Source organism: Extensimonas vulgaris, from assembly GCF_003337425.1.
In the GTDB taxonomy this organism is placed as follows: Bacteria; Pseudomonadota; Gammaproteobacteria; order Burkholderiales; family Burkholderiaceae_C; genus Extensimonas; species Extensimonas vulgaris.
The window spans coordinates 93,609-114,343 of record NZ_QPJU01000007.1 but is presented as its reverse complement, the minus strand read 5'-3'; the positions used below and the strand labels follow the sequence as shown (position 1 = coordinate 114,343).

18 protein-coding genes are annotated in these 20,735 nt (G+C 64.3%); 6 read left to right on the top strand and 12 right to left on the bottom strand.

Features of this window, described 5'->3' with window-relative positions; translation table 11 throughout:
• Nucleotides 1-72 precede the first annotated feature (72 nt).
• On the top strand, nucleotides 73-519 hold the full coding sequence (locus tag DFR45_RS10770) for an OsmC family protein (RefSeq protein WP_114483745.1): 447 nt from the start codon (nucleotides 73-75) through the stop codon (nucleotides 517-519).
• Between the two features lie 110 nt (nucleotides 520-629).
• A complete protein-coding gene (locus tag DFR45_RS10765; protein WP_114483744.1) occupies nucleotides 630-827 on the top strand; it encodes a YgaP family membrane protein in 198 nt (65 codons plus the stop codon).
• A gap of 76 nt (nucleotides 828-903) precedes the next feature.
• Here the strand turns inward: DFR45_RS10765 and DFR45_RS10760 are convergent, their stop codons facing one another.
• The 8 genes from DFR45_RS10760 to scpA all read right to left on the bottom strand — a co-directional run bounded on the left by DFR45_RS10760 (nucleotide 904) and on the right by scpA (nucleotide 10,262).
• Nucleotides 904-1,395 carry a VOC family protein gene (locus DFR45_RS10760; protein WP_114483743.1) on the bottom strand — a complete coding sequence of 164 codons (492 nt, stop codon included), beginning with the start codon at nucleotides 1,393-1,395 and terminating at the stop codon, nucleotides 904-906.
• Nucleotides 1,392-2,453 carry a biotin synthase BioB gene (gene bioB, locus DFR45_RS10755; protein ID WP_114483742.1) on the bottom strand — a complete coding sequence of 354 codons (1,062 nt, stop codon included), beginning with the start codon at nucleotides 2,451-2,453 and terminating at the stop codon, nucleotides 1,392-1,394. Before bioB ends, DFR45_RS10760 begins: the two co-directional genes overlap by 4 nt.
• Nucleotides 2,453-4,501 carry an acetyl-CoA carboxylase biotin carboxylase subunit gene (gene accC, locus DFR45_RS10750; protein WP_114483741.1) on the bottom strand — a complete coding sequence of 683 codons (2,049 nt, stop codon included), beginning with the start codon at nucleotides 4,499-4,501 and terminating at the stop codon, nucleotides 2,453-2,455. Before accC ends, bioB begins: the two co-directional genes overlap by 1 nt.
• Before the next feature lie 208 nt (nucleotides 4,502-4,709).
• Nucleotides 4,710-6,242, bottom strand: coding sequence for an acyl-CoA carboxylase subunit beta (locus DFR45_RS10745; RefSeq protein WP_114483740.1), 1,533 nt, complete (start codon nucleotides 6,240-6,242; stop codon nucleotides 4,710-4,712).
• A gap of 47 nt (nucleotides 6,243-6,289) precedes the next feature.
• The gene (meaB, locus tag DFR45_RS10740) at nucleotides 6,290-7,312 is read right to left on the bottom strand and encodes a methylmalonyl Co-A mutase-associated GTPase MeaB (protein WP_174564691.1); all 1,023 of its coding nucleotides are present in this window, start codon (nucleotides 7,310-7,312) and stop codon (nucleotides 6,290-6,292) included.
• 51 nt (nucleotides 7,313-7,363) lie between these two features.
• On the bottom strand, nucleotides 7,364-7,762 hold the full coding sequence (vapC, locus tag DFR45_RS10735; RefSeq protein ID WP_114483739.1) for a type II toxin-antitoxin system tRNA(fMet)-specific endonuclease VapC: 399 nt from the start codon (nucleotides 7,760-7,762) through the stop codon (nucleotides 7,364-7,366).
• Entirely contained in the window at nucleotides 7,759-8,019 is a 261-nt protein-coding gene (locus tag DFR45_RS10730) for an antitoxin (RefSeq protein WP_114483738.1), read from the bottom strand. Before DFR45_RS10730 ends, vapC begins: the two co-directional genes overlap by 4 nt.
• Before the next feature lie 80 nt (nucleotides 8,020-8,099).
• Nucleotides 8,100-10,262: a methylmalonyl-CoA mutase gene (gene scpA, locus DFR45_RS10725; protein ID WP_114483737.1), complete on the bottom strand. Its 2,163-nt coding sequence runs from the start codon at nucleotides 10,260-10,262 to the stop codon at nucleotides 8,100-8,102.
• A 214-nt stretch (nucleotides 10,263-10,476) separates the two neighbouring features.
• Here scpA and DFR45_RS10720 point away from each other — a divergent pair, with 214 nt between their 5' ends.
• The 3 genes from DFR45_RS10720 to DFR45_RS10710 all read left to right on the top strand — a co-directional run bounded on the left by DFR45_RS10720 (nucleotide 10,477) and on the right by DFR45_RS10710 (nucleotide 11,795).
• Complete coding sequence (locus tag DFR45_RS10720; protein ID WP_114483736.1) at nucleotides 10,477-11,112, top strand: GntR family transcriptional regulator; 636 nt, start codon at nucleotides 10,477-10,479, stop codon at nucleotides 11,110-11,112.
• Between the two features lie 115 nt (nucleotides 11,113-11,227).
• On the top strand, nucleotides 11,228-11,533 hold the full coding sequence (locus DFR45_RS10715) for a DUF4258 domain-containing protein (protein ID WP_114483735.1): 306 nt from the start codon (nucleotides 11,228-11,230) through the stop codon (nucleotides 11,531-11,533).
• A gap of 4 nt (nucleotides 11,534-11,537) precedes the next feature.
• A complete protein-coding gene (locus DFR45_RS10710) occupies nucleotides 11,538-11,795 on the top strand; it encodes a YgiT-type zinc finger protein (protein WP_114483734.1) in 258 nt (85 codons plus the stop codon).
• A gap of 98 nt (nucleotides 11,796-11,893) precedes the next feature.
• Here DFR45_RS10710 and DFR45_RS10705 read toward each other — a convergent pair whose 3' ends face one another.
• Nucleotides 11,894-12,598 carry a DUF3334 family protein gene (locus DFR45_RS10705; RefSeq protein ID WP_114483733.1) on the bottom strand — a complete coding sequence of 235 codons (705 nt, stop codon included), beginning with the start codon at nucleotides 12,596-12,598 and terminating at the stop codon, nucleotides 11,894-11,896.
• Nucleotides 12,599-12,696: 98 nt separating this feature from the next.
• Between DFR45_RS10705 and DFR45_RS10700 the strand changes: the two genes are divergently transcribed.
• Entirely contained in the window at nucleotides 12,697-14,490 is a 1,794-nt protein-coding gene (locus DFR45_RS10700; RefSeq protein ID WP_114483785.1) for an ABC transporter ATP-binding protein/permease, read from the top strand.
• A gap of 4 nt (nucleotides 14,491-14,494) precedes the next feature.
• On the opposite strand, the gene lpdA is transcribed toward DFR45_RS10700, so the two are convergent.
• Genes lpdA through aceE form a run of 3 tightly spaced genes read right to left on the bottom strand, consistent with a single transcriptional unit; the run spans nucleotide 14,495 to nucleotide 20,608 of the window.
• On the bottom strand, nucleotides 14,495-16,417 hold the full coding sequence (gene lpdA / locus DFR45_RS10695; RefSeq protein ID WP_114483732.1) for a dihydrolipoyl dehydrogenase: 1,923 nt from the start codon (nucleotides 16,415-16,417) through the stop codon (nucleotides 14,495-14,497).
• 21 nt (nucleotides 16,418-16,438) lie between these two features.
• Complete coding sequence (locus DFR45_RS10690; RefSeq protein ID WP_114483784.1) at nucleotides 16,439-17,857, bottom strand: dihydrolipoyllysine-residue acetyltransferase; 1,419 nt, start codon at nucleotides 17,855-17,857, stop codon at nucleotides 16,439-16,441.
• Nucleotides 17,858-17,896: 39 nt separating this feature from the next.
• Nucleotides 17,897-20,608 (bottom strand): pyruvate dehydrogenase (acetyl-transferring), homodimeric type, encoded by a 2,712-nt coding sequence (aceE, locus tag DFR45_RS10685; RefSeq protein ID WP_114483731.1) that lies wholly within the window; start codon nucleotides 20,606-20,608, stop codon nucleotides 17,897-17,899.
• Nucleotides 20,609-20,735: the final 127 nt, after the last annotated feature.

Here is a 20,735-nt window from a genome sequence, read left to right as displayed (position 1 = left end):
GCGCGATCGAACCACGCGACAGCGTCGCAACATTTCTCGGCCAAACAGCGAACAACGAACGAGGAGAGCCCCATGAGCGAAAAAAGTGTCACCGTAACACTGCAGCAGCGGCACGACTACCGCTTCGACGTCGATTTCGGCCCCGGCATCGCTGGCCTGACTACCGACGAGCCGCCGCCGCTAGGCACGGGCCTGGGGCCCACGCCGGTGCAATTGCTGTGCGCGGCCGTGGGCAATTGCCTGACCGATTCATTGCTGTTTGCCTTGCGCAAGTTCAAGCAAAACCCCGAACCCCTGCACGCCAGCGTGACGGCCGAGGTCGGGCGCAACGCCGAAGGCCGCGTGCGCGTGCTCAAGATCACGGCCGTCATGCACCTGGGCGTGCCTGCAGCGCAACTCGAACACCTCGATCGCGTGCTCGGTCAGTTCGAAGCCTTTTGTACCGTGACGCAGAGCGTGGGCCAGGGCATCCCGATCGAGCTGCAAGTGCTTGATTCGACGGGGCAGCGCCTCAAATAGCGCACGAAGTGGCAGAGCGTTTCCTGCGATGCGACGCTCGGCCGCCCTCCCCGTCTTGCCGCAAGCGCGCAAGGCGAGCTTCCAAGCATCCAAACACCCAGGAGGAAACCATGAAAGTCAATGTTGGGGGAATCGACCGCATCCTGCGCATCGTCGTCGGCATCGTTTTGATCGCATTGGCCGCGACGGGCACCGTGGGCTGGTGGGGTTGGATCGGCGTGGTGCCGCTGCTCACGGGCCTGTTCAAATTCTGCCCGCTCTACACCTTGCTGGGCATGAACACCTGCCCGATGGAAAAGAAGTCCTGAAATCCGCTTTTTGCCAATAAAAATGGCTGCCAACGCTTGATAGTCATGCGCTGGCAGCTATTGCTTTAAGAGTATTTCAACCCAGCGCCGCGATGACTTCGGGTGGCGCCTGCACGAGCTCGATCAGCACCCCCTCGCCCGCAATCGGGAATTCCTCGTTGCTCTTGGGGTGCAAAAAGCAGATGTCGTAACCGGCAGCGCCCTTGCGGATGCCGCCCGGCGCAAAGCGCACGCCCTGCGCCGTGAGCCATTCGACGGCCTTGGGCAGGTCGTCGATCCACAGGCCGATGTGGTTGAGCGGCGTGGTGTGCACAGCGGGTTTTTTGTCGATGTCGAGCGGCTGCATGATGTCCACCTCGACCTTGTAGGCTCCGCTGCCCATGGCGAGGATGTCTTCATCGACGTTTTCGCGCTCGCTCTGGAAGGTGCCGGTCTGCGTGAGGCCCAGCATATCGACCCACAGCCGCTTCATGCGCTGCTTGTCGGTGCCGCCAATCGCGATCTGCTGGATTCCCAGCACTTTGAAGGGGCGCTGCTGCGCTGCCGCGCTGGTCTTGGCTTCGCTCATGCGCAGGCTCCTTCGCTATGGTGGTGCAGGTCGTGCGCCTCGGTGCTCGTGGTGCGGTGGCCGCGCAGGCCCAGCTTGGCGAGCAGTTGCTCGTCGGCCTCGGTGTCGGGGTTGCCCGTGACGAGCAGCTTTTCACCATAAAAGATCGAATTCGCGCCGGCCATGAAGCACAGCGCCTGCACGGCTTCGCCGAGCTGCTGGCGCCCGGCCGAGAGGCGCACGCGCGCCTTGGGCATGGTGATGCGTGCCACGGCGATCACGCGCACGAACTCGAACGGATCGATGGGGTCGCTGTCGGCCAGCGGCGTGCCGGGCACGCGCACCAGGCTGTTGATGGGCACTGATTCGGGGTACGGGTCGAGGTTGGCGAGCTGCGCGATCAGGCCCGCGCGGTGCACGGGCGCCTCGCCCATGCCCACGATGCCGCCGCAGCACACACTGATGCCTGCCGCGCGCACGTTGCGCAGCGTGTCGAGGCGGTCTTGGTAGGCGCGCGTGCTCACCACGTCGGTGTAGTACTCGGGTGCGGTGTCGAGGTTGTGGTTGTAGTAGTCCAGCCCCGCGTCGCGCAGCGCCTGGGCCTGGTGCGCCTCGAGCATGCCCAGCGTGGCGCAGGTCTGCAGACCCAGGTTTTTGACGGCGCTGATGAGCTCGCTCACTTTTTCGATGTCGCGGTCTTTGGGTGCGCGCCAGGCCGCGCCCATGCAAAAGCGCGTGGCACCGGCGTCCTTGGCGGCCTGCGCGGCACGCACGACTTCATCGACTTCCATGAGCTTTTGCGCCTTGACGCCGGTGTCGAACTCGGCCGACTGTGGGCAATAGCCGCAGTTTTCGGGGCAGCCACCGGTTTTCACCGACAGCAGCGTGGCAAGTTCGATGTCGCCCGCAGGCCAGTGCTGGCGGTGCACGGTCTGGGCTTCATAAACCAGATCGAGCAAGGGCTTGTCGAGCAGGGCCTGGATGGCTTCGACAGTCCAGGGGCCACTGGAGGGCGCGGGCTGTGCAGCGGGGACGGAAGTGCGGTGCACGGTGATGGTTTGTTCGGCAGCGGTGTTCATCACGCAAACTCCAAAATGATTTGATCCACGGCGAGAGATTCGCCTTTTTGCGCGTGGATTTTGCTCACGACGCCGTCGCGCGCCGCAAACAGGATGTTTTCCATTTTCATGGCCTCGATCGCGGCGAGCTTTTCGCCCGCCTCCACTTTCTGCCCCGGCTCCACGGCAATATCCACGAGCAGCCCCGGCATGGGCGAGAGCAGGTACTTGGACATGTCCGGCGGCGCCTTGTAGGGCATGAGCTTGTACAGCTGTGCCGCCAAGGGTGAGAGCACCAGCGCATCGATCTGCGTGCCATTGTGGATGACGCGCAGCGCCAGGGGGCTCTTGGGCGTGCCGCGCTCGACCTGCGCCGTAAAGGGCCTGCCATTGCATTGGCCCTGCACGCGAATCTGGCCCAGCGTTGCATTGCTGCTAATTTGATAGCTTCTATCGCTCACTGTGATTACGCTAGAGCCTGATTTGTCTTCGAAGTCGGTGACGGATACGTCGTGGTATTCACGCTGCCCTTGCGCGCCGAGCACGACCACCACGAACTTCTCGCCGACCTTGACCTCGTGCCCTTCGAGCTGCCCGCTGATGCCCGAAGCGCGCGCGCGGTAGCGCCGGTTCATGTAGGCCGCGAGCGCGATGAGGAACAGCGGGTCTTCGTGCGGCACGTCCTCGGCGTGGAAGCCATCGGCATAGTGCTCGGCGATGAAGCCGGTGTTGAAGTCACCGCTCTGGAACTTGGGGTGCGCGAGCAGCGCCGCCTGGAACGGGATGTTGCTGTGGATGCCGCGGATCACGAAGCCGTTGAGCGCCTCGCGCATCTTGGCGATGGCGTCCTGCCGGTCGGTGCCGTGCACGATGAGCTTGGCGATCATCGAGTCGTAATACATCGGGATTTCGCCGCCCTCATAGACGCCCGTATCGACGCGCACGCCATGGCGCAGGCTGGTGTCGGCCTGGAACATGGTCTGCTCGGGCGGCTGAAAGCGCACCAGCCGCCCGGTGCTCGGCAGGAAGTTGCGAAACGGGTCTTCGGCATTGATGCGGCACTCGATCGCCCAGCCTTCGCGCTTGACCTCGGCCTGCGTGAAGCCGAGCTTTTCGCCCGCGGCGATGCGGATCATCTGCTCGACCAGGTCCAGCCCCGTGATGCACTCGGTCACCGGGTGCTCGACCTGCAGGCGCGTGTTCATCTCGAGGAAGTAAAAGTCCTGGTTCTTGCCGACCACGAACTCCACCGTGCCCGCGCTCTGGTAGCCCACGGCCTTGGCCAGCGCCACGGCCTGCTCGCCCATGGCTTTGCGCGTGGCCTCGCTGATGAAGGGCGACGGCGCTTCTTCGATCACCTTCTGGTGGCGACGCTGGATCGAGCATTCGCGCTCGTTCAGATAGACCACGTTGCCGAAGGCGTCACCAAGCACCTGGATTTCGATGTGGCGCGGCTGTTCGACAAACTTTTCGATGAAGATGCGGTCGTCGCCAAAGCTGTTGCGCGCCTCGTTCTGGCAGCTCGCAAAGCCGTCGAAAGCCTCTTTGTCGTTGAACGCGACGCGCAGTCCCTTGCCGCCGCCGCCCGCGCTCGCCTTGATCATCACGGGGTAGCCGATCTGCCGTGCGATCTCGACCGCCTGCTCGGGGCCCGCGATGGGCTCGTTGTAGCCGGGGATGGTGTTGACCTTGGCCTCATGGGCGAGCTTCTTGGACGCAATCTTGTCGCCCATGGCCGCGATGGCCGCGTGCTTGGGGCCGATGAAGACGATGCCCTCGTCTTCGACCTGCTTGGCGAACGCCTCGTTTTCGCTCAAAAAGCCGTAGCCCGGATGGATGGCCTGCGCGCCGGTCTGCTTGGCCGCGGCAATGATCTTGTCAGCGCGCAGATAGCTCTCGCGGCTGGGCGGCGGGCCGATGTGCACGGCCTCGTCGGCGAGCTTGACATGGCGCGCGTCCTTGTCGGCGTCGGAATACACCGCCACGGTGGCGATGCCCATTTTCTTGGCCGTGGCAATCACTCTGCACGCAATCTCGCCCCGGTTCGCGATCAGGATTTTGGTAAACATGGTTTTGAACTCCTCAAACGATAGGACAGCGTGTTGCAGCCCGGGGCGCGGGCTGCGGCAGGCGATGTGACGAAACGACCGCTGCGCGGCCGTTTTCGCCGCGGTTGGCGATGAGGATTTTTTTGAACATGGTCATAGCCCGTGTTGCTGGTGGATGCTTTTCAGTTGCTGGAGCGCGTGTGGCGTCAGAAGCCACAGTGCGCCTGCTTCACAGCGGAATGTTCCCGTGCTTCTTCCACGGGTTCTCTAGCTTTTTGTTGCGCAGCATCACCAGGCTGCGGCAGATGCGCTTGCGCGTTTCGTGCGGCAGGATCACGTCGTCGATGAAGCCGCGCGCGCCGGCGACGAAGGGGTTGGCGAAGCGCGCCTTGTATTCGGCCTCGCGCGCAGCGAGTTTTGCGGGGTCGTTCTTGTCTTCGCGGAAGATGATCTCCACCGCGCCCTTGGCGCCCATCACGGCAATTTCCGCGTTGGGCCAGGCGAGGTTGACGTCGCCGCGCAGGTGCTTGGAGCTCATCACGTCGTAGGCGCCGCCGTAGGCCTTGCGCGTGATCACGGTGATCTTGGGCACGGTGCACTCGGCAAAGGCGTAGAGCAGCTTGGCGCCGTGCTTGATGATGCCGCCGTATTCCTGCGCCGTGCCGGGCATGAAGCCGGGCACATCGACGAAGGTGATCACGGGGATGTTGAAGGCGTCGCAAAAACGCACGAAGCGCGCGGCCTTGATACTGCTTTTGATGTCCAGGCAGCCTGCGAGCACGAGCGGCTGGTTGGCCACGATGCCCACGGTCTGGCCTTCCATGCGCGCAAAGCAGGTGATGATGTTCTTCGCATATTCAGGCTGGAGCTCGAAAAAGTCGCCGTCGTCCACCGTCTTGAGGATCAGCTCCTTCATGTCGTAGGGCTTGTTCGGGTTGTCGGGCACGAGCGTGTCCAGGCTCAGGTCCATGCGTTCGGCCGGGTCCTTGCTCTTGCGCACGGGCGGTTTTTCGCGGTTGTTGAGCGGCAGGTAGTTGTAGAGGCGCCGCAACATCAGCAGCGCTTCGACGTCGTTCTCGAAGGCCATGTCGGCTACGCCGCTCTTGGTGGTGTGTGTGCTCGCGCCGCCGAGCTCTTCGGCCGTGACCTCCTCGTGCGTCACGGTCTTGACCACGTCGGGGCCGGTCACGAACATGTAGCTGCTGTCTTTGACCATGAAGATGAAGTCGGTCATGGCCGGCGAATACACCGCGCCGCCCGCGCACGGGCCCATGATCAGGCTGATTTGCGGAATCACGCCGCTGGCCATGACGTTGCGCTGGAACACTTCAGCGTAGCCGCCGAGCGAGGCCACGCCTTCCTGGATGCGCGCGCCGCCCGAGTCGTTGATGCCGATCACGGGCGCGCCGACCTTCATGGCCTGGTCCATGATCTTGCAGATTTTTTCCGCATGCGCCTCGGACAGCGCACCGCCGAACACGGTGAAGTCCTGGCTGAATACGAACACCAGGCGGCCGTTGATCATGCCGTAGCCCGTGACGACGCCGTCGCCGGGGATCTTGTTGTTTTCCATGCCGAAGTCGGTGCAGCGGTGCTCGACGAACATGTCCCACTCTTCGAAGGTGCCGTCGTCGAGCAGCAGCTCAATGCGCTCGCGCGCCGTGAGCTTGCCCTTGGCGTGCTGCATGTCGATGCGCTTTTGCCCGCCGCCCAGGCGCGCGAGGGCGCGCTTTTTTTCGAGTTGATCCAGGATTTCTTGCATGGTTCGTCCTTTGGGTGAATTGGCTGTTCCGTGGTAGCTGGCGCTACTTATTCGATGGTTTCCGGCGCTTTGCCGAACTGCGCTGCGAGCAAAATTCTTGCGGCCGTAGATGCAGGCACGCGGCCTTGCGCCACGTCGGCTTCCATGGCGGGCAGCAGGCGGCGCACCTGTGGGTGCTGGCGAAACGCCTGTTTGAGCCCCGCGTCGATGCGCTCCCACATCCACGCGAGCGCCTGCTGCTGACGGCGCGCGGCCAGGCGGCCGTTGGCCGTTTGCAGGCGCCGGAATTCGCTGACCTCGGCCCAGAAAGTGTCTATCCCCTGCCCGCGCAAAGCGCTGATCTGGATGACCTTGGGGTGCCAGAGCGTGTCATCGTGGTGCGCGTGTTCGGGGTTGCCGTGCAGGCCCAGCAGGCGCAGGCTGGAGGTGATTTGCGCCTGCGCGCGCGTGGCCGCCTTGGGGTCGAGGTCGGCCTTGTTGATGACCACGAGGTCGGCCAGCTCCATCACGCCCTTTTTGATCGCCTGCAGATCGTCGCCCGCATTCGGCAGCTGCAGCAGCACGAACATGTCGGTCATGCCCGCCACGGCGGTTTCGCTCTGGCCCACGCCCACGGTTTCGACGATGACCACGTCGTAGCCCGCGGCCTCGCACACCAGCATGGCCTCGCGCGTTTTCTCGGCCACACCGCCCAGCGTGCCGCTGCTGGGGCTGGGGCGGATGTAAGCCATCTCGTGCACCGAGAGCTTTTCCATGCGCGTCTTGTCGCCCAGGATCGAGCCGCCCGAGACGCTCGACGATGGGTCGATCGCGAGCACCGCCACGCGGTGGCCCTGGGCGATCAGGTACAAGCCCAGCGCTTCGATGAAGGTCGATTTGCCCACGCCCGGCACGCCGCTGATACCCAGCCGAAACGCCTTGCCCGTGTGCGGCAGCAAGGCCGTGAGCAGCGCATCGGCCTGCGCACGATGGTCGGCGCGCGTCGATTCGAGCAGCGTGATGGCCTTGGCCATGGCGCGGCGGCGAGCCATGGGGCCGCCATGGAGGATGGCATCAAGCAGCGGCTGCATCCAAGACGGCCCTGTAATGGACTTTGTTTTTGGTGTCTATAACTTGTGGCTTCATATCGCCCAGTTCTCCAGCTTCAGACCCGCAACGCGCTCGAACTCGCGGGTGTTATTGGTAACCATGGTGGCACCCAGGGCCAGGGCCTGGCAGGCCAGCAGCAAGTCCCGTTCGCCGATGCGTTGCCCTTTCGCTTCCAGGGCTTTTCGCACAGGGCCATACACCCACGCCGCGTCCTGATTCCAGTCCAGCACGGGAAATTTCGAGACAAAATTCTCCAGCTTTGCGCGCGACTCGGCGCGCGAGCTCTTGGCCACGCCAAACGCCAGTTCGGCCACGGTCACCGCAGAAATGGCCAGCGATTCGCGCCCGGCATGGATCAGCCGCTGCAACACTCGAGCCGGCTGCTCGTTGATGATGTAAATGCAGATATTCGTGTCCAGCAGGTACGTCATGGAAGCAAGGCCTCCCGGTCTGCCTGGGGCCATTCTTCGGCGCGCTCCAGGCGGGGGCCATCGGCAAAGGCGGCCACGGCGTCCATGAGTTGGCGCGCCCAGGCGTCATGGTCTGGTTTTGGCCGCAGGATGACTGCATCCCCCTGACGCTCTATGGTGACTTCCTTGGTAGTAAAGCGATATGCCTTGGGTAAGCGCACGGCTTGGCTGCGACCGGTGGTGAAAATCTTGGCGGTATCAACGGATGTGGTCGTCATCTCACCTCCACAAAAGATGAATATCAAAAGTATATATCATGAGATAAATACCATAGATATGTACCATCCGCAAGACAGCCTTACAGTGTCTTTTTGATCTGCTCCAGCACGTCCTTCGCGCTGACCGGGATCGGCGTGCCCGGGCCGTAGATGCCTTTGACGCCGGCCTGGTAGAGAAAGTCGTAGTCCTGCGGCGGAATCACGCCGCCCACGAAGACGATGATGTCGTCCGCGCCCTGCTTTTTGAGCTCTTCGATGATTGCGGGCACCAGCGTTTTGTGGCCCGCAGCGAGCGTGCTCACGCCCACGGCGTGCACGTCGTTTTCGATCGCCTGGCGCGCGCATTCTTCGGGCGTCTGGAACAGCGGGCCGATGTCCACGTCGAAGCCCAGGTCGGCAAAGGCCGTGGCCACCACCTTGGCGCCGCGGTCGTGGCCGTCCTGGCCGAGCTTGGCGATCATCACGCGCGGGCGGCGGCCATGCTCGGCGGCGAATTCGTTGATCTCGGCTTTGAGCTTTTCCCAGCCTTCGGCGGAATCGTAAGCGGCTGCATACACCCCGGTCACCTTTTGTGTGTCGGCGCGGTGGCGTCCAAAGACTTTTTCGAGGGCATCGCTGACTTCGCCCACCGTGGCGCGCAGACGGATCGCGTCGATGGTGAGCGCCAGCAGGTTGCCCGTGCCGCTCTCTGCTGCTTTTGTGAGAGCATCCAGCGCTTGCTGTACCTTGGCTTGGTCGCGATTTTGCTTGATTTTTTGCAGGCGGGCGATCTGGCCTTCGCGCACCTTGAGGTTGTCGATCTCGAGGATGTCCACGGGCTCTTCCTTGGCCAGCTTGTATTTGTTCACGCCCACGATCACGTCCTTGCCCGAGTCGATGCGCGCCTGCTTCTCGGCGGCGGCAGCCTCGATCTTGAGCTTGGCCCAGCCACTGTCCACGGCCTGCGTCATGCCGCCCATGGCTTCGACTTCTTCGATGATCTTCCACGCGGCGTCGGCCATGTCCTGCGTGAGCTTTTCCATCATGTAGCTGCCGGCCCAGGGGTCGATCACGTTGGGGATGTGCGTCTCTTCCTGCAGGATGAGCTGGGTGTTGCGCGCGATGCGGGCGGAAAACTCGGTGGGTAGCGCGATGGCCTCGTCGAAGCTGTTGGTGTGCAGGCTTTGCGTGCCGCCGAACACCGCGGCCATGGCTTCGATGGTGGTGCGCACGATGTTGTTGTACGGGTCTTGCGCGGTGAGGCTCCAGCCGCTGGTCTGGCAGTGCGTGCGCAGCATCAGGCTCTTGGGGTTCTTGGCGCCAAAGCCCTTCATGATGCGGCACCACAGCAAGCGCGCGGCGCGCATCTTGGCGATCTCGAGGTAAAAGTTCATGCCGATCGCCCAGAAAAAGCTCAGGCGCCCGGCAAAATCATCCACGTTGAGCCCCTTGGCCAGCGCGGTTTTGACGTATTCCTTGCCGTCGGCCAGCGTGAATGCGAGCTCGAGCGCCTGCGTGGCACCGGCCTCCTGCATGTGGTAGCCGCTGATGCTGATCGAGTTGAACTTCGGCATGTGCTTGGCCGTGTACTCGATGATGTCGCCGATGATGCGCATGCTCGGCTGCGGGGGATAAATGTAGGTGTTGCGCACCATGAACTCTTTGAGGATGTCGTTCTGTATGGTGCCGCTGAGCTGCTCCTGCTTCACGCCCTGCTCTTCGGCCGCGACGATGTAGCCCGCGAGCACGGGCAGCACGGCGCCGTTCATGGTCATGGAGACGCTGACCTTGTCGAGCGGAATCTGGTCGAACAGGATTTTCATGTCCTCGACCGAGTCGATCGCCACCCCCGCTTTGCCAACGTCGCCGACGACGCGCGGGTTGTCCGAGTCGTAGCCGCGGTGCGTGGCCAAATCGAACGCCACCGAAACGCCTTGTGCCCCGGCTGCGAGCGCCTTGCGATAAAACGCATTCGATTCCTCGGCTGTGGAAAAGCCCGCGTATTGGCGGATCGTCCAGGGGCGCACCGCGTACATGGTGGCCTGCGGGCCGCGGATGAAGGGCTCGAAGCCCGGCAGCGTGTCGGTGTAGGGCAAGCCTTGCAGGTCTTGCGCGGTGTAGAGCGGCTTCACGGTGAGCCCGTCGGGTGTGACCCAGTTGAGCGCGTTCAAGTCTCCACCAGGGGCGGATTTGGCCGCGGCTTTGACCCAGTCTGCAAGGCTGGCTTGGGCAAATTCGGGGGAGGCTTTGGTGGGCTCACTCATGGCGTGGCTTTCTGTGGTCAGGCAATGCGAGGAAATGAAAGCGATTCAGAGAATCTGGCGGTGCAAGAAGGCAAAAAGCGTGAGGCGGCTCACGCGCAACGGACGGCAAACGTCCGCTTGGCAGGGGCGGAGTTTATATCATTCATAATTATGAATTCAGAGCGTCAGCCCACGCTGCAGCTCTCATCGCCATTTTGCCTCGTACCGTCCACCCATGTCCTCCCCTACCCTGACGCCGCGCGCGCTCTATGAAGAAGTGGCCGAGCAATTGCGCCAGCGCATTTTCCGGCGCGAGCTCGAGCCTGGTAGCTGGATCGACGAGCTCAAAATCGCCGAGGAGTTCGGCATCAGCCGCACGCCGCTGCGCGAGGCGCTCAAGGTGCTGGCCACCGAGGGCCTGATTACGATGAAGCTGCGCCGCGGCGCCTATGTGACCGAGATGTCGGAAAAAGACCTGCGCGACGTCTATCACCTGCTCGCGCTGCTCGAAAGCGACGCCGCAGGCATTGTGGCGGCCCGCGCGACGCCGCAGCAATTGCAGGAACTCGAAGCGCTGCACGCCGAACTCGAAGCCGCCGTGGGCGAGCGCGAGCGTTTTTTTGCCATCAACGAGCGCTTTCACATGCGGCTTTTGGAGCTTGCCGACAACCGCTGGCGCAGCCAGGTCGTGGCCGATTTGCGCAAGGTCATGAAGCTTAACCGCCAGAATTCCCTGCTCAAGCAGGGGCGCATCGAAGATTCGCTGCGTGAGCACCGCGCCCTCCTCACGGCGCTGCAGGCGCACGACGTAGCCGCGAGCGTGCAGGCCATGCAGACGCATTTTGCGCAGGGGCTGGAGGCGGCGGCGTGAAGACCCGCTATTGCGATCTCTATAGGAGCACCGCTATGGCACTGCCACAATCTAACCTCAGGGATGATCCCCTCAGCGCTTGCGTCTGGGGCGCGCCGCTGCTGGAGGCCATGCCATGATCGCGGAAGACTGGATCAAGCAGTGCGCGAGAACCGACCACTATCGCTATTCCCGCCACGCCGACCGCGAGCGCCAAAACGACGGCTTGTCGCTCGCAGAAGTGGAACAAGCGCTGGCGTCGGGCCGGATCATCGAACACTATCTCGATACAGGCCGCGGCGAGAGCTGCCTCTTGGCGGGTTTTACGGATGCAGGTAAACCGATACACGCGGTATGTGCCGCGATGGAGGACTGGCTGGTCATCGTGACGGTCTATATCCCGACGCCGCCCAAATTCAAAAATCCTTACGAGCGAGGCTGAAGCCATGAGCCAACATTGCACTTTCTGCGGCCACAAACACCTTTCCACCAAGACAACGCGCTACATCCACCAGCAAGCCGACGAATTGCTCATCGTCGATGAAGTGCCCTGCCTGGAATGCGACTACTGCGGCGAGCAGTATTTTGACGCCGCCGTTTTGAAAGCGATCGCAGCCGAACACACTGCGATCCTGCAGCATCGCAAGCAGCCGCAAGCCGTCAAGCCCGTAGCAGTGGAGTCTTTTACAGCGCTTGCTGGATGACCGTTGCACGCGAGCGCCGAGGGGGCTGATGGTTCGTGAACCCTCGCAACCGAAAACCGAGTACCTCTTCGGCCGCGTATTTACGCCCAACCACCCGCTCACATCCCCAGCGACTTGAGCAGTTCCTCGGTATCACTCGCCCCAGCGGCTGCGCCAGCGCCCGGTGCCGTGGCCGCCGGTGCAGCGGATGCCAGGTGCGCCTGCGCGATCAGCGCGTCGGGGTCGGGCACTTCCTGGGGTTCGAAGTCGTAGAGCTTGATGAATTCGGTGCGGTCAACCGCGAGTTCGAGGTAGAAGATGTGGTTCGCGCCGGTGTAGAAAGTCACGCGCCGCGCCTCGGGCTGGTCGAGGTTGGCGTCCACGCTCAATACCACTTGTTTATTCAGCGCCAGCATCTTGGGCTGGTTTTGCGTGATGTGGGTCTGCAGCTCGCGCCGCACCTTGCCGATGAAGTCGCCCACGACCTGGTTCATGAGCTCGCCCATGACGTTGGCGACGTCGTCCGAGGTGTAGGAGCTTGCAAGATCGTCGCGCGACATGCCCATGTTGAGCATGTAGCTCTGGTAGAGCTCCATCGCCGCCTGGGCCGAGAAGTTGATGATCACCAGGCCCGAAAAGCCGCCGTCGAACAGCACGAAGCAGCCGATGTCGGGCTTGAGGCAGGTTTTGCTGATGCGCTGCACCATGGCCGAATAATGGATGGTGCTCTGCGTGGCCAGGTTGAGCACCTTGGTGACCGAATTGCACAGGCTCAGCAGCAGGTCTTCGGTGCCGAAGACGACGGGGTTTTCAATGGCGCTCATGAAAAGGTGTAGAAAAAAGTAACGAACCCCGCAAGTGTGCCTTTTTTTCGACCGCGCTGAAACGAAGCCCCTGGTCATGGCTCGTGTCCAATACGGTCATGCGCAAGGACACCAGAGAAAACAACGACGGCAATATCGACGGTAACGGCGACGACCGCACGGCACCGCCAGGCGCCGACACTCCGGGCTTCAACCTGCGCCTGTGGCGGCATTTTGCGGCGATTGCAAAGCCCTACTGGCGCTCGCAGGAACGCTGGCGCGCCGGCGGGTTGCTCGCCTTGCTCGTGGGGCTGCTGCTCGTGCAGACCGCCTGCAACGTGCTGTTCAACCAGGAAACCGGCGAATTCACCTCGGCGCTGGCGGCGGGCGACAGTGCGCGCTTCTGGGCTTCGATTCGGCGCTACACCGCATTGCTCGTGGCGGCGGTGCCGCTGTATGCGCTGTACTACTTCGTGCGCGACACGCTGGGTCTGCGCTGGCGCCGCCGGCTGACCGAGCAGTTTCTCGCGCGCTACTTCCACCGGCGCGCGTACTACCGGCTGAGCATGGCCGAGGACATAGACAACCCCGACCAACGCATTGCCGACGACATCAACAGCTTCACCCAGCAGTCGCTCTATTTTTCGATGATCGTGCTGGGCTCGGTCATCGAGCTCATCGCGTTTGCGGGCGTGCTGTGGTCGATTTCGCACGCGCTGGTGTATTTTTTGCTCGCTTATGCCGTCGTGAGCACCTGGTTCACGGGCACGGTGTTCGGGCGGCAGCTCATCGCGCTGAATTTTCGCCAGTTGCAGCGCGAGGCCGATTTCCGCTTCAGCCTCGTGCGCGTGCGCGAGCATGCCGAGCCCATCGCCTTCTTGCATGGCGAAGCACGCGAAATGGCAATGATGCAGCGTGTGTTCCAGACGGTGTATGCCAATTTCCAGCGGGTGCTGCGCGCGCAGTTCAAGCTCAACCTGTTTCAGTATGCACACAGTTTTTTGATGGCCTTGCTGCCCACGGTGATCATCGCGGGCGACGTGCTTTCGGGCGACCTGGAGGTCGGCCGCGCGATCCAGGCGACGGGCGCGTTCACCGCCATCCTGAGCGCGCTCACGGTGATCGTCGAACACTTCGAGGGACTGAGCCGCTTTTCCGCGGGCGTGGAGCGGCTGCACGCTTTTTCCGAAGCGCTCGACGGCCAAACGCCGCAGGGCGAGCCTGCGCCCGAGCCCGTGCCGCAGATCCGCACCATGCCCGGCTTCGAGCTGGCGCTGGAGCGCCTGACGCTGCTCACGCCCCACCGCGAGCGCCTGCTGATCCGCGAGCTGAGCCTGAGCGTGCAGCCCGGCGAAGGGCTGCACATCGTGGGCGCGAGCGGCGCGGGCAAAAGCTCGCTGCTGCGCGCGATGGCCGGGCTGTGGAATGCGGGCTCGGGCGAGGTGATACGCCCCGCGGGGCTGGACATGATGTTTCTGCCGCAGCAGCCCTATCTGCCGCTCGGTGATCTGCGCTGCCAGCTCACGTACCCGCAAACCGGGCACGAAGTTTCGGACGAGGAACTGCTGCAGTGGCTCGAGCGCGTCAACCTGCCCACGCTGGCCGTGCGCTTCGGCAGCCTGCAGGCGCGCCAGGACTGGGCCAAGGTGCTGTCCGTGGGCGAGCAGCAGCGGCTGGCCTTTGCGCGCGCGCTGCTTGCCAAGCCGCGCTATCTGCTGCTCGACGAGGCCACGAGCGCACTGGACACGGGCAACGAGGCGCAGCTCTACGGGCAGCTGCACGGCCTGTCAATCACGCCCGTGAGCGTGAGCCACCACCCTGCGCTGCTCCAGCACCACGCCTGGGTGCTGGAGCTCACCGGCGACGGCGGCTGGACGCTGCACGAAGCCGCGCGTTACCGCTGGAGCTTGTGACTTGTCAGCGCCGCAAGGGCGGCAGGTCGGTGCAATGGCCCAGCGCGGCTTCGGCGGCCAGGCCTATGCTTTCGCCCAGCGTGGGGTGCGGGTGCACGGTCTGGCCTATGTCGAGCGCGTCGGCGCCCATTTCGATCGCGAGCGCCACTTCGCCGATCAGGTCGCCCGCATGCGGGCCGACGATGCCGCCGCCGAGGATGCGGCCGTGGCCGGGGGCGCTGGCATCGGCGCTGGCGTCGAACAACAGCTTGGTGAAGCCTTCGTCGCGGCCGTTCGCGATGGCGCGGCCCGAGGCGCTCCAGGGGAACAGCCCCTTGCGCACGGCGATGCCCTGCGCCTTGGCCTGCGCTTCGGTCAGGCCGACCCAGGCGATTTCGGGGTCGGTGTAGGCCACGCTGGGGATCACGCGCGCCTCGAACGCGGCGCGCGCGAGCTCGGCCTTGCCCTGCAGCTCGCCCGCGATCACTTCAGCCGCGACATGGCCTTCGTGCACGGCCTTGTGCGCGAGCATGGGCTGGCCGACGATGTCGCCGATCGCAAAGATGTGCGGCACGTTGCTGCGCATCTGCATATCGACCGGGATGAAGCCGCGCGCATCGACGTGCACGTCGGCCGCTTCGGCGCCGATCTTGCGCCCGTTGGGGCTGCGGCCCACGGCTTGCAGCACGAGGTCGTAGGTTTGCGGCTCGGGCGCTGCCGCATCGGCCGTAGCACCTTCCTGCACCGGGGCGAACTGCACCTGTACGCCCTCGGGCGTGGCGCGTGCGCCGGTGACGCGGGTGTTCAGCAGGATGCGGTCGAAGCGCCCGGCGTTGATTTTTTGCCAGACCTTGACGAGGTCGCGGTCGGCGCCGGGCATGAGCTCGCCGGTCATCTCGACCACGTCGATGCGCGCGCCCAGCGTCGAATACACGGTGGCCATCTCCAGCCCGATGATGCCGCCGCCGACGATCAGCATGCGCTGCGGGATGGACGGCAGCGCGAGCGCGCCCGTGCTGTCGATGATGCGCGCGTCGTCGGGCAGAAACGGCAGGCGCACGGCCTGGCTGCCCGCGGCGATGATCGCGCGCTGGAAGGCGATGGTGCTGCGCTTGCCGGTTTTTTCTTGCGCGGGGCCGCCGGTTTCTTCGACCACGACGCGGTGCGCGCTCGCAAAGCTGCCATAGCCGCGCACGACTTGCACCTTGCGCATCTTGGCCATCGCGGCGAGGCCGCCCGTGAGCCGGCCCACGACCTTGGCCTTGTGCGCACGCAGTTGCTCAAGGTCGATCTGCGGCGCGCCGAAAGACACGCCGGCGCCCGCCAGGTGGCGCGCCTCGTCGATCACCGCGGCCACGTGCAGCAAGGCTTTCGAGGGAATGCAGCCCACGTTGAGGCACACGCCGCCGAGCTCGGCGTAGCGCTCGACGAGCACCACGCGCAGCCCCAGGTCGGCCGCGCGAAAGGCTGCGCTGTAGCCGCCCGGCCCGCCGCCGAGCACGAGCAGGTCGCATTCGAGGTCGGCCGGGGCCTCTGCTGTGGCGCTCACAGGCGCTACGCTTGCAGGAGCTGCTTGCGCTTGAAGGGCCTCATTTTCAGAGATATTTTTGCTTGAAGTGCTTGAATCGACAGCGCCAGCAGCTTCCGAATCAGGAGCGGCAGGGTTTGCCGCAGCAGGTGCAGAAGGAGCAGCAGGTGCAGCAGCGGCGTCCGCCGTTTCGAGCGTGAGCAGCACGCTGCCTTGGTGCACCTTGTCGCCGAGCTTGACGTGCAGCTCCTTGACCACGCCGGCGTGGCTGGAGGGGATTTCCATCGACGCCTTGTCGGATTCCACCGTGACCAGGCTTTGCTCTGCGCGGATGCTGTCGCCGGGCTTGACCAGCACTTCGATCACGGTGACTTCAGGGAAGTCGCCGATGTCGGGCACCTTGATGTCCATGAGGGCCATGGTTTGCTTCTCCAGGATTGCTTACAAGCTCACGCGGCGGAAGTCCGCGAGCAGGCCGGTGAAATAGACGAGAAAACGCGCCGCCGCGGCGCCGTCGATCACGCGGTGATCCCACGACAGCGACAGCGGCAGCATCAGGCGCGGCACGAATTGCTGGCCGTCCCACTGCGGCTCGGTGTGGCTCTTGCACACGCCCAGGATGGCCACCTCGGGCGCGTTGATGATGGGCGTGAAGTAGCGCCCGCCGATGCCGCCGAGCGACGAGATCGAAAAGCAGCCGCCCGTCATGTCGGCCGGCGTGAGCTTGCCCTCGCGCGCCTTTTGGCTCAGCGCTGCGGTTTCCTGCGCGATCTCGAGGATGCCTTTTTGGTCGGCGTCGCGCACCACGGGCACGACGAGGCCATTGGGCGTGTCGGCGGCAAAGCCGATGTGGAAGTATTTTTTGAGCACGAGCTGCTCGCCGTCGAGCGAGGCGTTGAACTGCGGAAATTTGCGCAGCGCCGCGACGGCGGCCTTGATCATGAACGCGAGCAGCGTGACCTTGATGCCGGCCTTGGCCTGCTCCTCGTTGAGCTGCTGGCGCAAGGCTTCGAGGTCGGTGACGTCGGCGTCGTCGTGGTTGGTGACATGCGGGATCATCACCCAGTTGCGGTGCAGATTGGCGCCGCTGATTTTCTGGATGCGCGACAAGTCCTTGCGTTCGATGGGCCCGAACTTGGCGAAATCGACCTGCGGCCAAGGCAGCAGGTTCAGGCCCGCGCCGCCCGGTGCGCCGGCGCCGGCACCTGCGGCCGTTGCGCGCTGGGCCGCGGCAGCGCGCGTTTGCAGCGTGCCGCGCATCACGGCCTGCGTGAAGGCCTGCACGTCGGCGATCGTGATGCGCCCTTTGGGCCCCGTGCCCTGCACTTCTTCGAGCGGCACGCCGAGCTCGCGCGCGAACCTGCGCACCGCAGGCGAGGCGTGCGGCAGGTGCACGAGCTGCGCGCTGCGGTCGGGCTGGTGCGGAGTTTGCAGGCTGGCGGCGGCGGGCGCAACGGCGGCCGGTGCCGCAGATGCGGGCGTCGGTGCGGGCGGCGCCATGGACGCAGCCACCGCGGGAGCCGCCTGCTCGATTGCTTCTGCTTTGGGAGCTGCTTGCGCTTGCTGTACCTGGGCTGGTGGCTGATTTGGCTCAGAATTTTGCGCCGATGCTTGTTGTGCCTTGGCCACATCGAGCGTGAGCAGCACCGAGCCTTCGTGCACCTTGTCGCCGAGCTTCACGCGCAGCTCCTGCACCACGCCTGCGTGGCTCGAGGGGATTTCCATCGAGGCTTTGTCGGACTCCACGGTGACCAGCGATTGCTCTTTTTGCACCGTGTCGCCCGGCTTGACGAGGATTTCGATCACCGTGACTTCATCGAAGTTACCGATGTCGGGCACCTTGATTTCTTGGATGGCCATGTTGTTCTCCAGCGATTCCTGCAATGCCAGGCGCCCGCCTCAGGCGTAGAGCGGGTTGGGTTTTTCGGTGCGTATGCCGTATTGGGCGATCGCCTGCGCCAGGCGCTCGCGCGCCAGCTGGCCTTGCTCGGCCAGGCCCGTGAGGGCGGCGAGCGTGATGTAGTGGCGGTCGATCTCGAAGTGTTCGCGCAGGCGAAAGCGGAAGTCGCTGCGGCCAAAGCCATCCGTGCCCAGCACGTGGTAGCTGCGCCCCGCGGGGATGAAGGGGCGGATCTGCTCGGCGTAGGCCTTGACGTAGTCGGTCGAGGCCACGACGGGGCCGGCGTGGCCTGCGAGCTGGCGCGTCACGAAGGGCACGCGCGGCGCCTCGGTGGGGTGCAGCAGGTTCCAGCGCTCGGCGTCGCGGCCTTCGCGCGCGAGCTCGTTGAAGCTCGGGCAGCTCCAGACGTCGGCGGCCACGCCCCAGTCCTGCGCGAGCAGCTCTTGCGCCGCGAGGCTCTCGCGCAGGATCGAGCCCGAGCCCAGCAACTGCACGCGCGGCGCCTGCGCGTCGGCTGTTGCGGCGGGCTTGAACAGGTACATGCCCTGGATGATCTGCTCCTCGGTGCCGGGCGTGAGGCCGGGCATGGCGTAGTTTTCGTTCAGCAGGGTGAGGTAGTAAAACACGTTCTCCTGGCGCTCGACCATGCGCTTCAAGCCGTGCTGCATGATCACCGCGACCTCGTGCGCAAAGCTCGGGTCGTAGCTCACGCAGTTGGGGATGTTGCCCGCGAGGATGTGGCTGTGGCCGTCCTGGTGCTGCAGGCCCTCGCCGTTGAGCGTGGTGCGCCCCGAAGTGCCGCCCAGCAGGAAGCCGCGCGCCTGTATGTCGCCCGCAGCCCAGGCCAGGTCGCCCACGCGCTGGAAGCCGAACATCGAATAGAACACGTAAAACGGGATCATGATCCGGTTGTTCGTGCTGTAGCTCGTGGCCGCGGCGATCCAGCTGCTCATGCCGCCGGCCTCGTTGATGCCCTCTTGCAGGATCTGGCCCTTGGCGTCCTCGCGGTAATACATCACTTGGTCTTTGTCCACCGGCGTGTATTGCTGGCCCGCGGGGTTGTAGATGCCGATCTGGCGGAACAGCCCTTCCATGCCGAAGGTGCGCGCCTCATCGACGAGGATGGGCACCACGCGCGGCCCCAGCGCCTGGTCGCGCAAGAGCTGCGTGAGAAAGCGCACGTACGCCTGCGTGGTCGAAATCTCACGCCCCTCGGCCGTGGGCTCGAGGATGGCCTTGAAGGTTTCGAGCGCGGGCACGGTGAACTGCTCGTCGGCGCGTGTGCGCCGCTGGGGCAGGTAGCCGCCCAGCGCCTCGCGGCGCGCCTGCAGGTACTTCATCTCGGGCGTGCCCTCGGCGGGCTTGTAAAAAGGCAGCTCCGGGATCTGGCTGTCGGGGATGGGAATGTCGAAGCGGTCGCGAAACGCGCGCACCTCCTCGTCGCTGAGCTTTTTGGTCTGGTGCACGGTGTTCTTGCCCTCGCCGATCTTGCCCATGCCGTAGCCCTTGATGGTCTTGGCGAGTATCACCGTGGGCTGGCCCTCGTGGTGGTAGGCGGCGTGGTACGCGGCATAGACCTTTTGCGGGTCGTGCCCGCCGCGGCGCAGGTTCCAGATTTCGTCGTCGCTCATGTGCTCGACCAGCGCCAGCGTGCGCGGGTCGCGGCCAAAAAAGTGCTTGCGCACGTAGGCCCCATCGAAGGCTTTGAAAGCCTGGTAGTCGCCATCGTTGCACTCCATCATGATCTTGCGCAGCGCGCCGTCCTTGTCGCGCGCGAGCAGGTCGTCCCAATCGCGGCCCCACAGCAGCTTGATGACGTTCCAGCCCGAGCCGCGGAATTCGCCCTCGAGCTCCTGGATGATCTTGCCGTTGCCGCGCACGGGCCCGTCGAGGCGCTGCAGGTTGCAGTTGATGACGAAAATCAGGTTGTCGAGTTTCTCGCGCGCCGCGAGACCGATCGCGCCCAGCGACTCGGGCTCGTCCATCTCGCCGTCGCCGCAGAACACCCAGACCTTGCGCCCGGACGTGTCGGCAATGCCGCGCGCGTGCAGGTATTTGAGAAAACGCGCCTGGTAGATCGCCATGATCGGGCCCAGACCCATGGACACGGTGGGAAACTGCCAGAACTCGGGCATGAGCTTGGGGTGCGGATAGCTCGACAAGCCCCTGCCGCCGACTTCCTGGCGGAAGTTGAGCAGCTGCTCCTCGCTGATGCGGCCCTCGAGGTAGGCGCGCGCGTAGATGCCGGGCGAGCTGTGGCCTTGGATGTAGATGCAGTCACCGCCGTGCTGGGCGCTCGGCGCGTGCCAGAAATGGTCGAAACCCGTGCCCAGCAGCGTCGCGAGCGAGGCAAAAGAGCCGATATGTCCGCCGAGTTCGCCGCCATCGTTGGGATGCAGGCGATTGGCCTTGACCACCATGGCCATCGCGTTCCAGCGCATGTACCCGCGCAGGCGCTTTTCGATCTCCATGTTGCCGGGGCAGCGGGCCTCTTGCGCGGGCTCGATCGTGTTCACGTAGCCCGTGGTGGCCGAAAACGGCAGGTCGATGCTGTTTTGGCGGGCGTGCTCGAGCAATTGTTCGAGCAGGGCGTGCGCGCGCTCGGGGCCTTCGCGTTCGATCACGGCAGAAAGCGCGTCCATCCACTCGCGCGTTTCCTGCGGGTCGGGGTCGGTGGTGGATGCGGGCTGAAAAGCGGCGGGTTCAGTCATGCGATGTCTCCTTCGAGGACGCGAAAAAACAGGGGGGCGGCTCTGCAAGCCATTCTAATGGGCCAATACGGGTTTAATTTCAAATAATGGACGCATATACCGCAATGTGATAATTTGTCACGGGTGC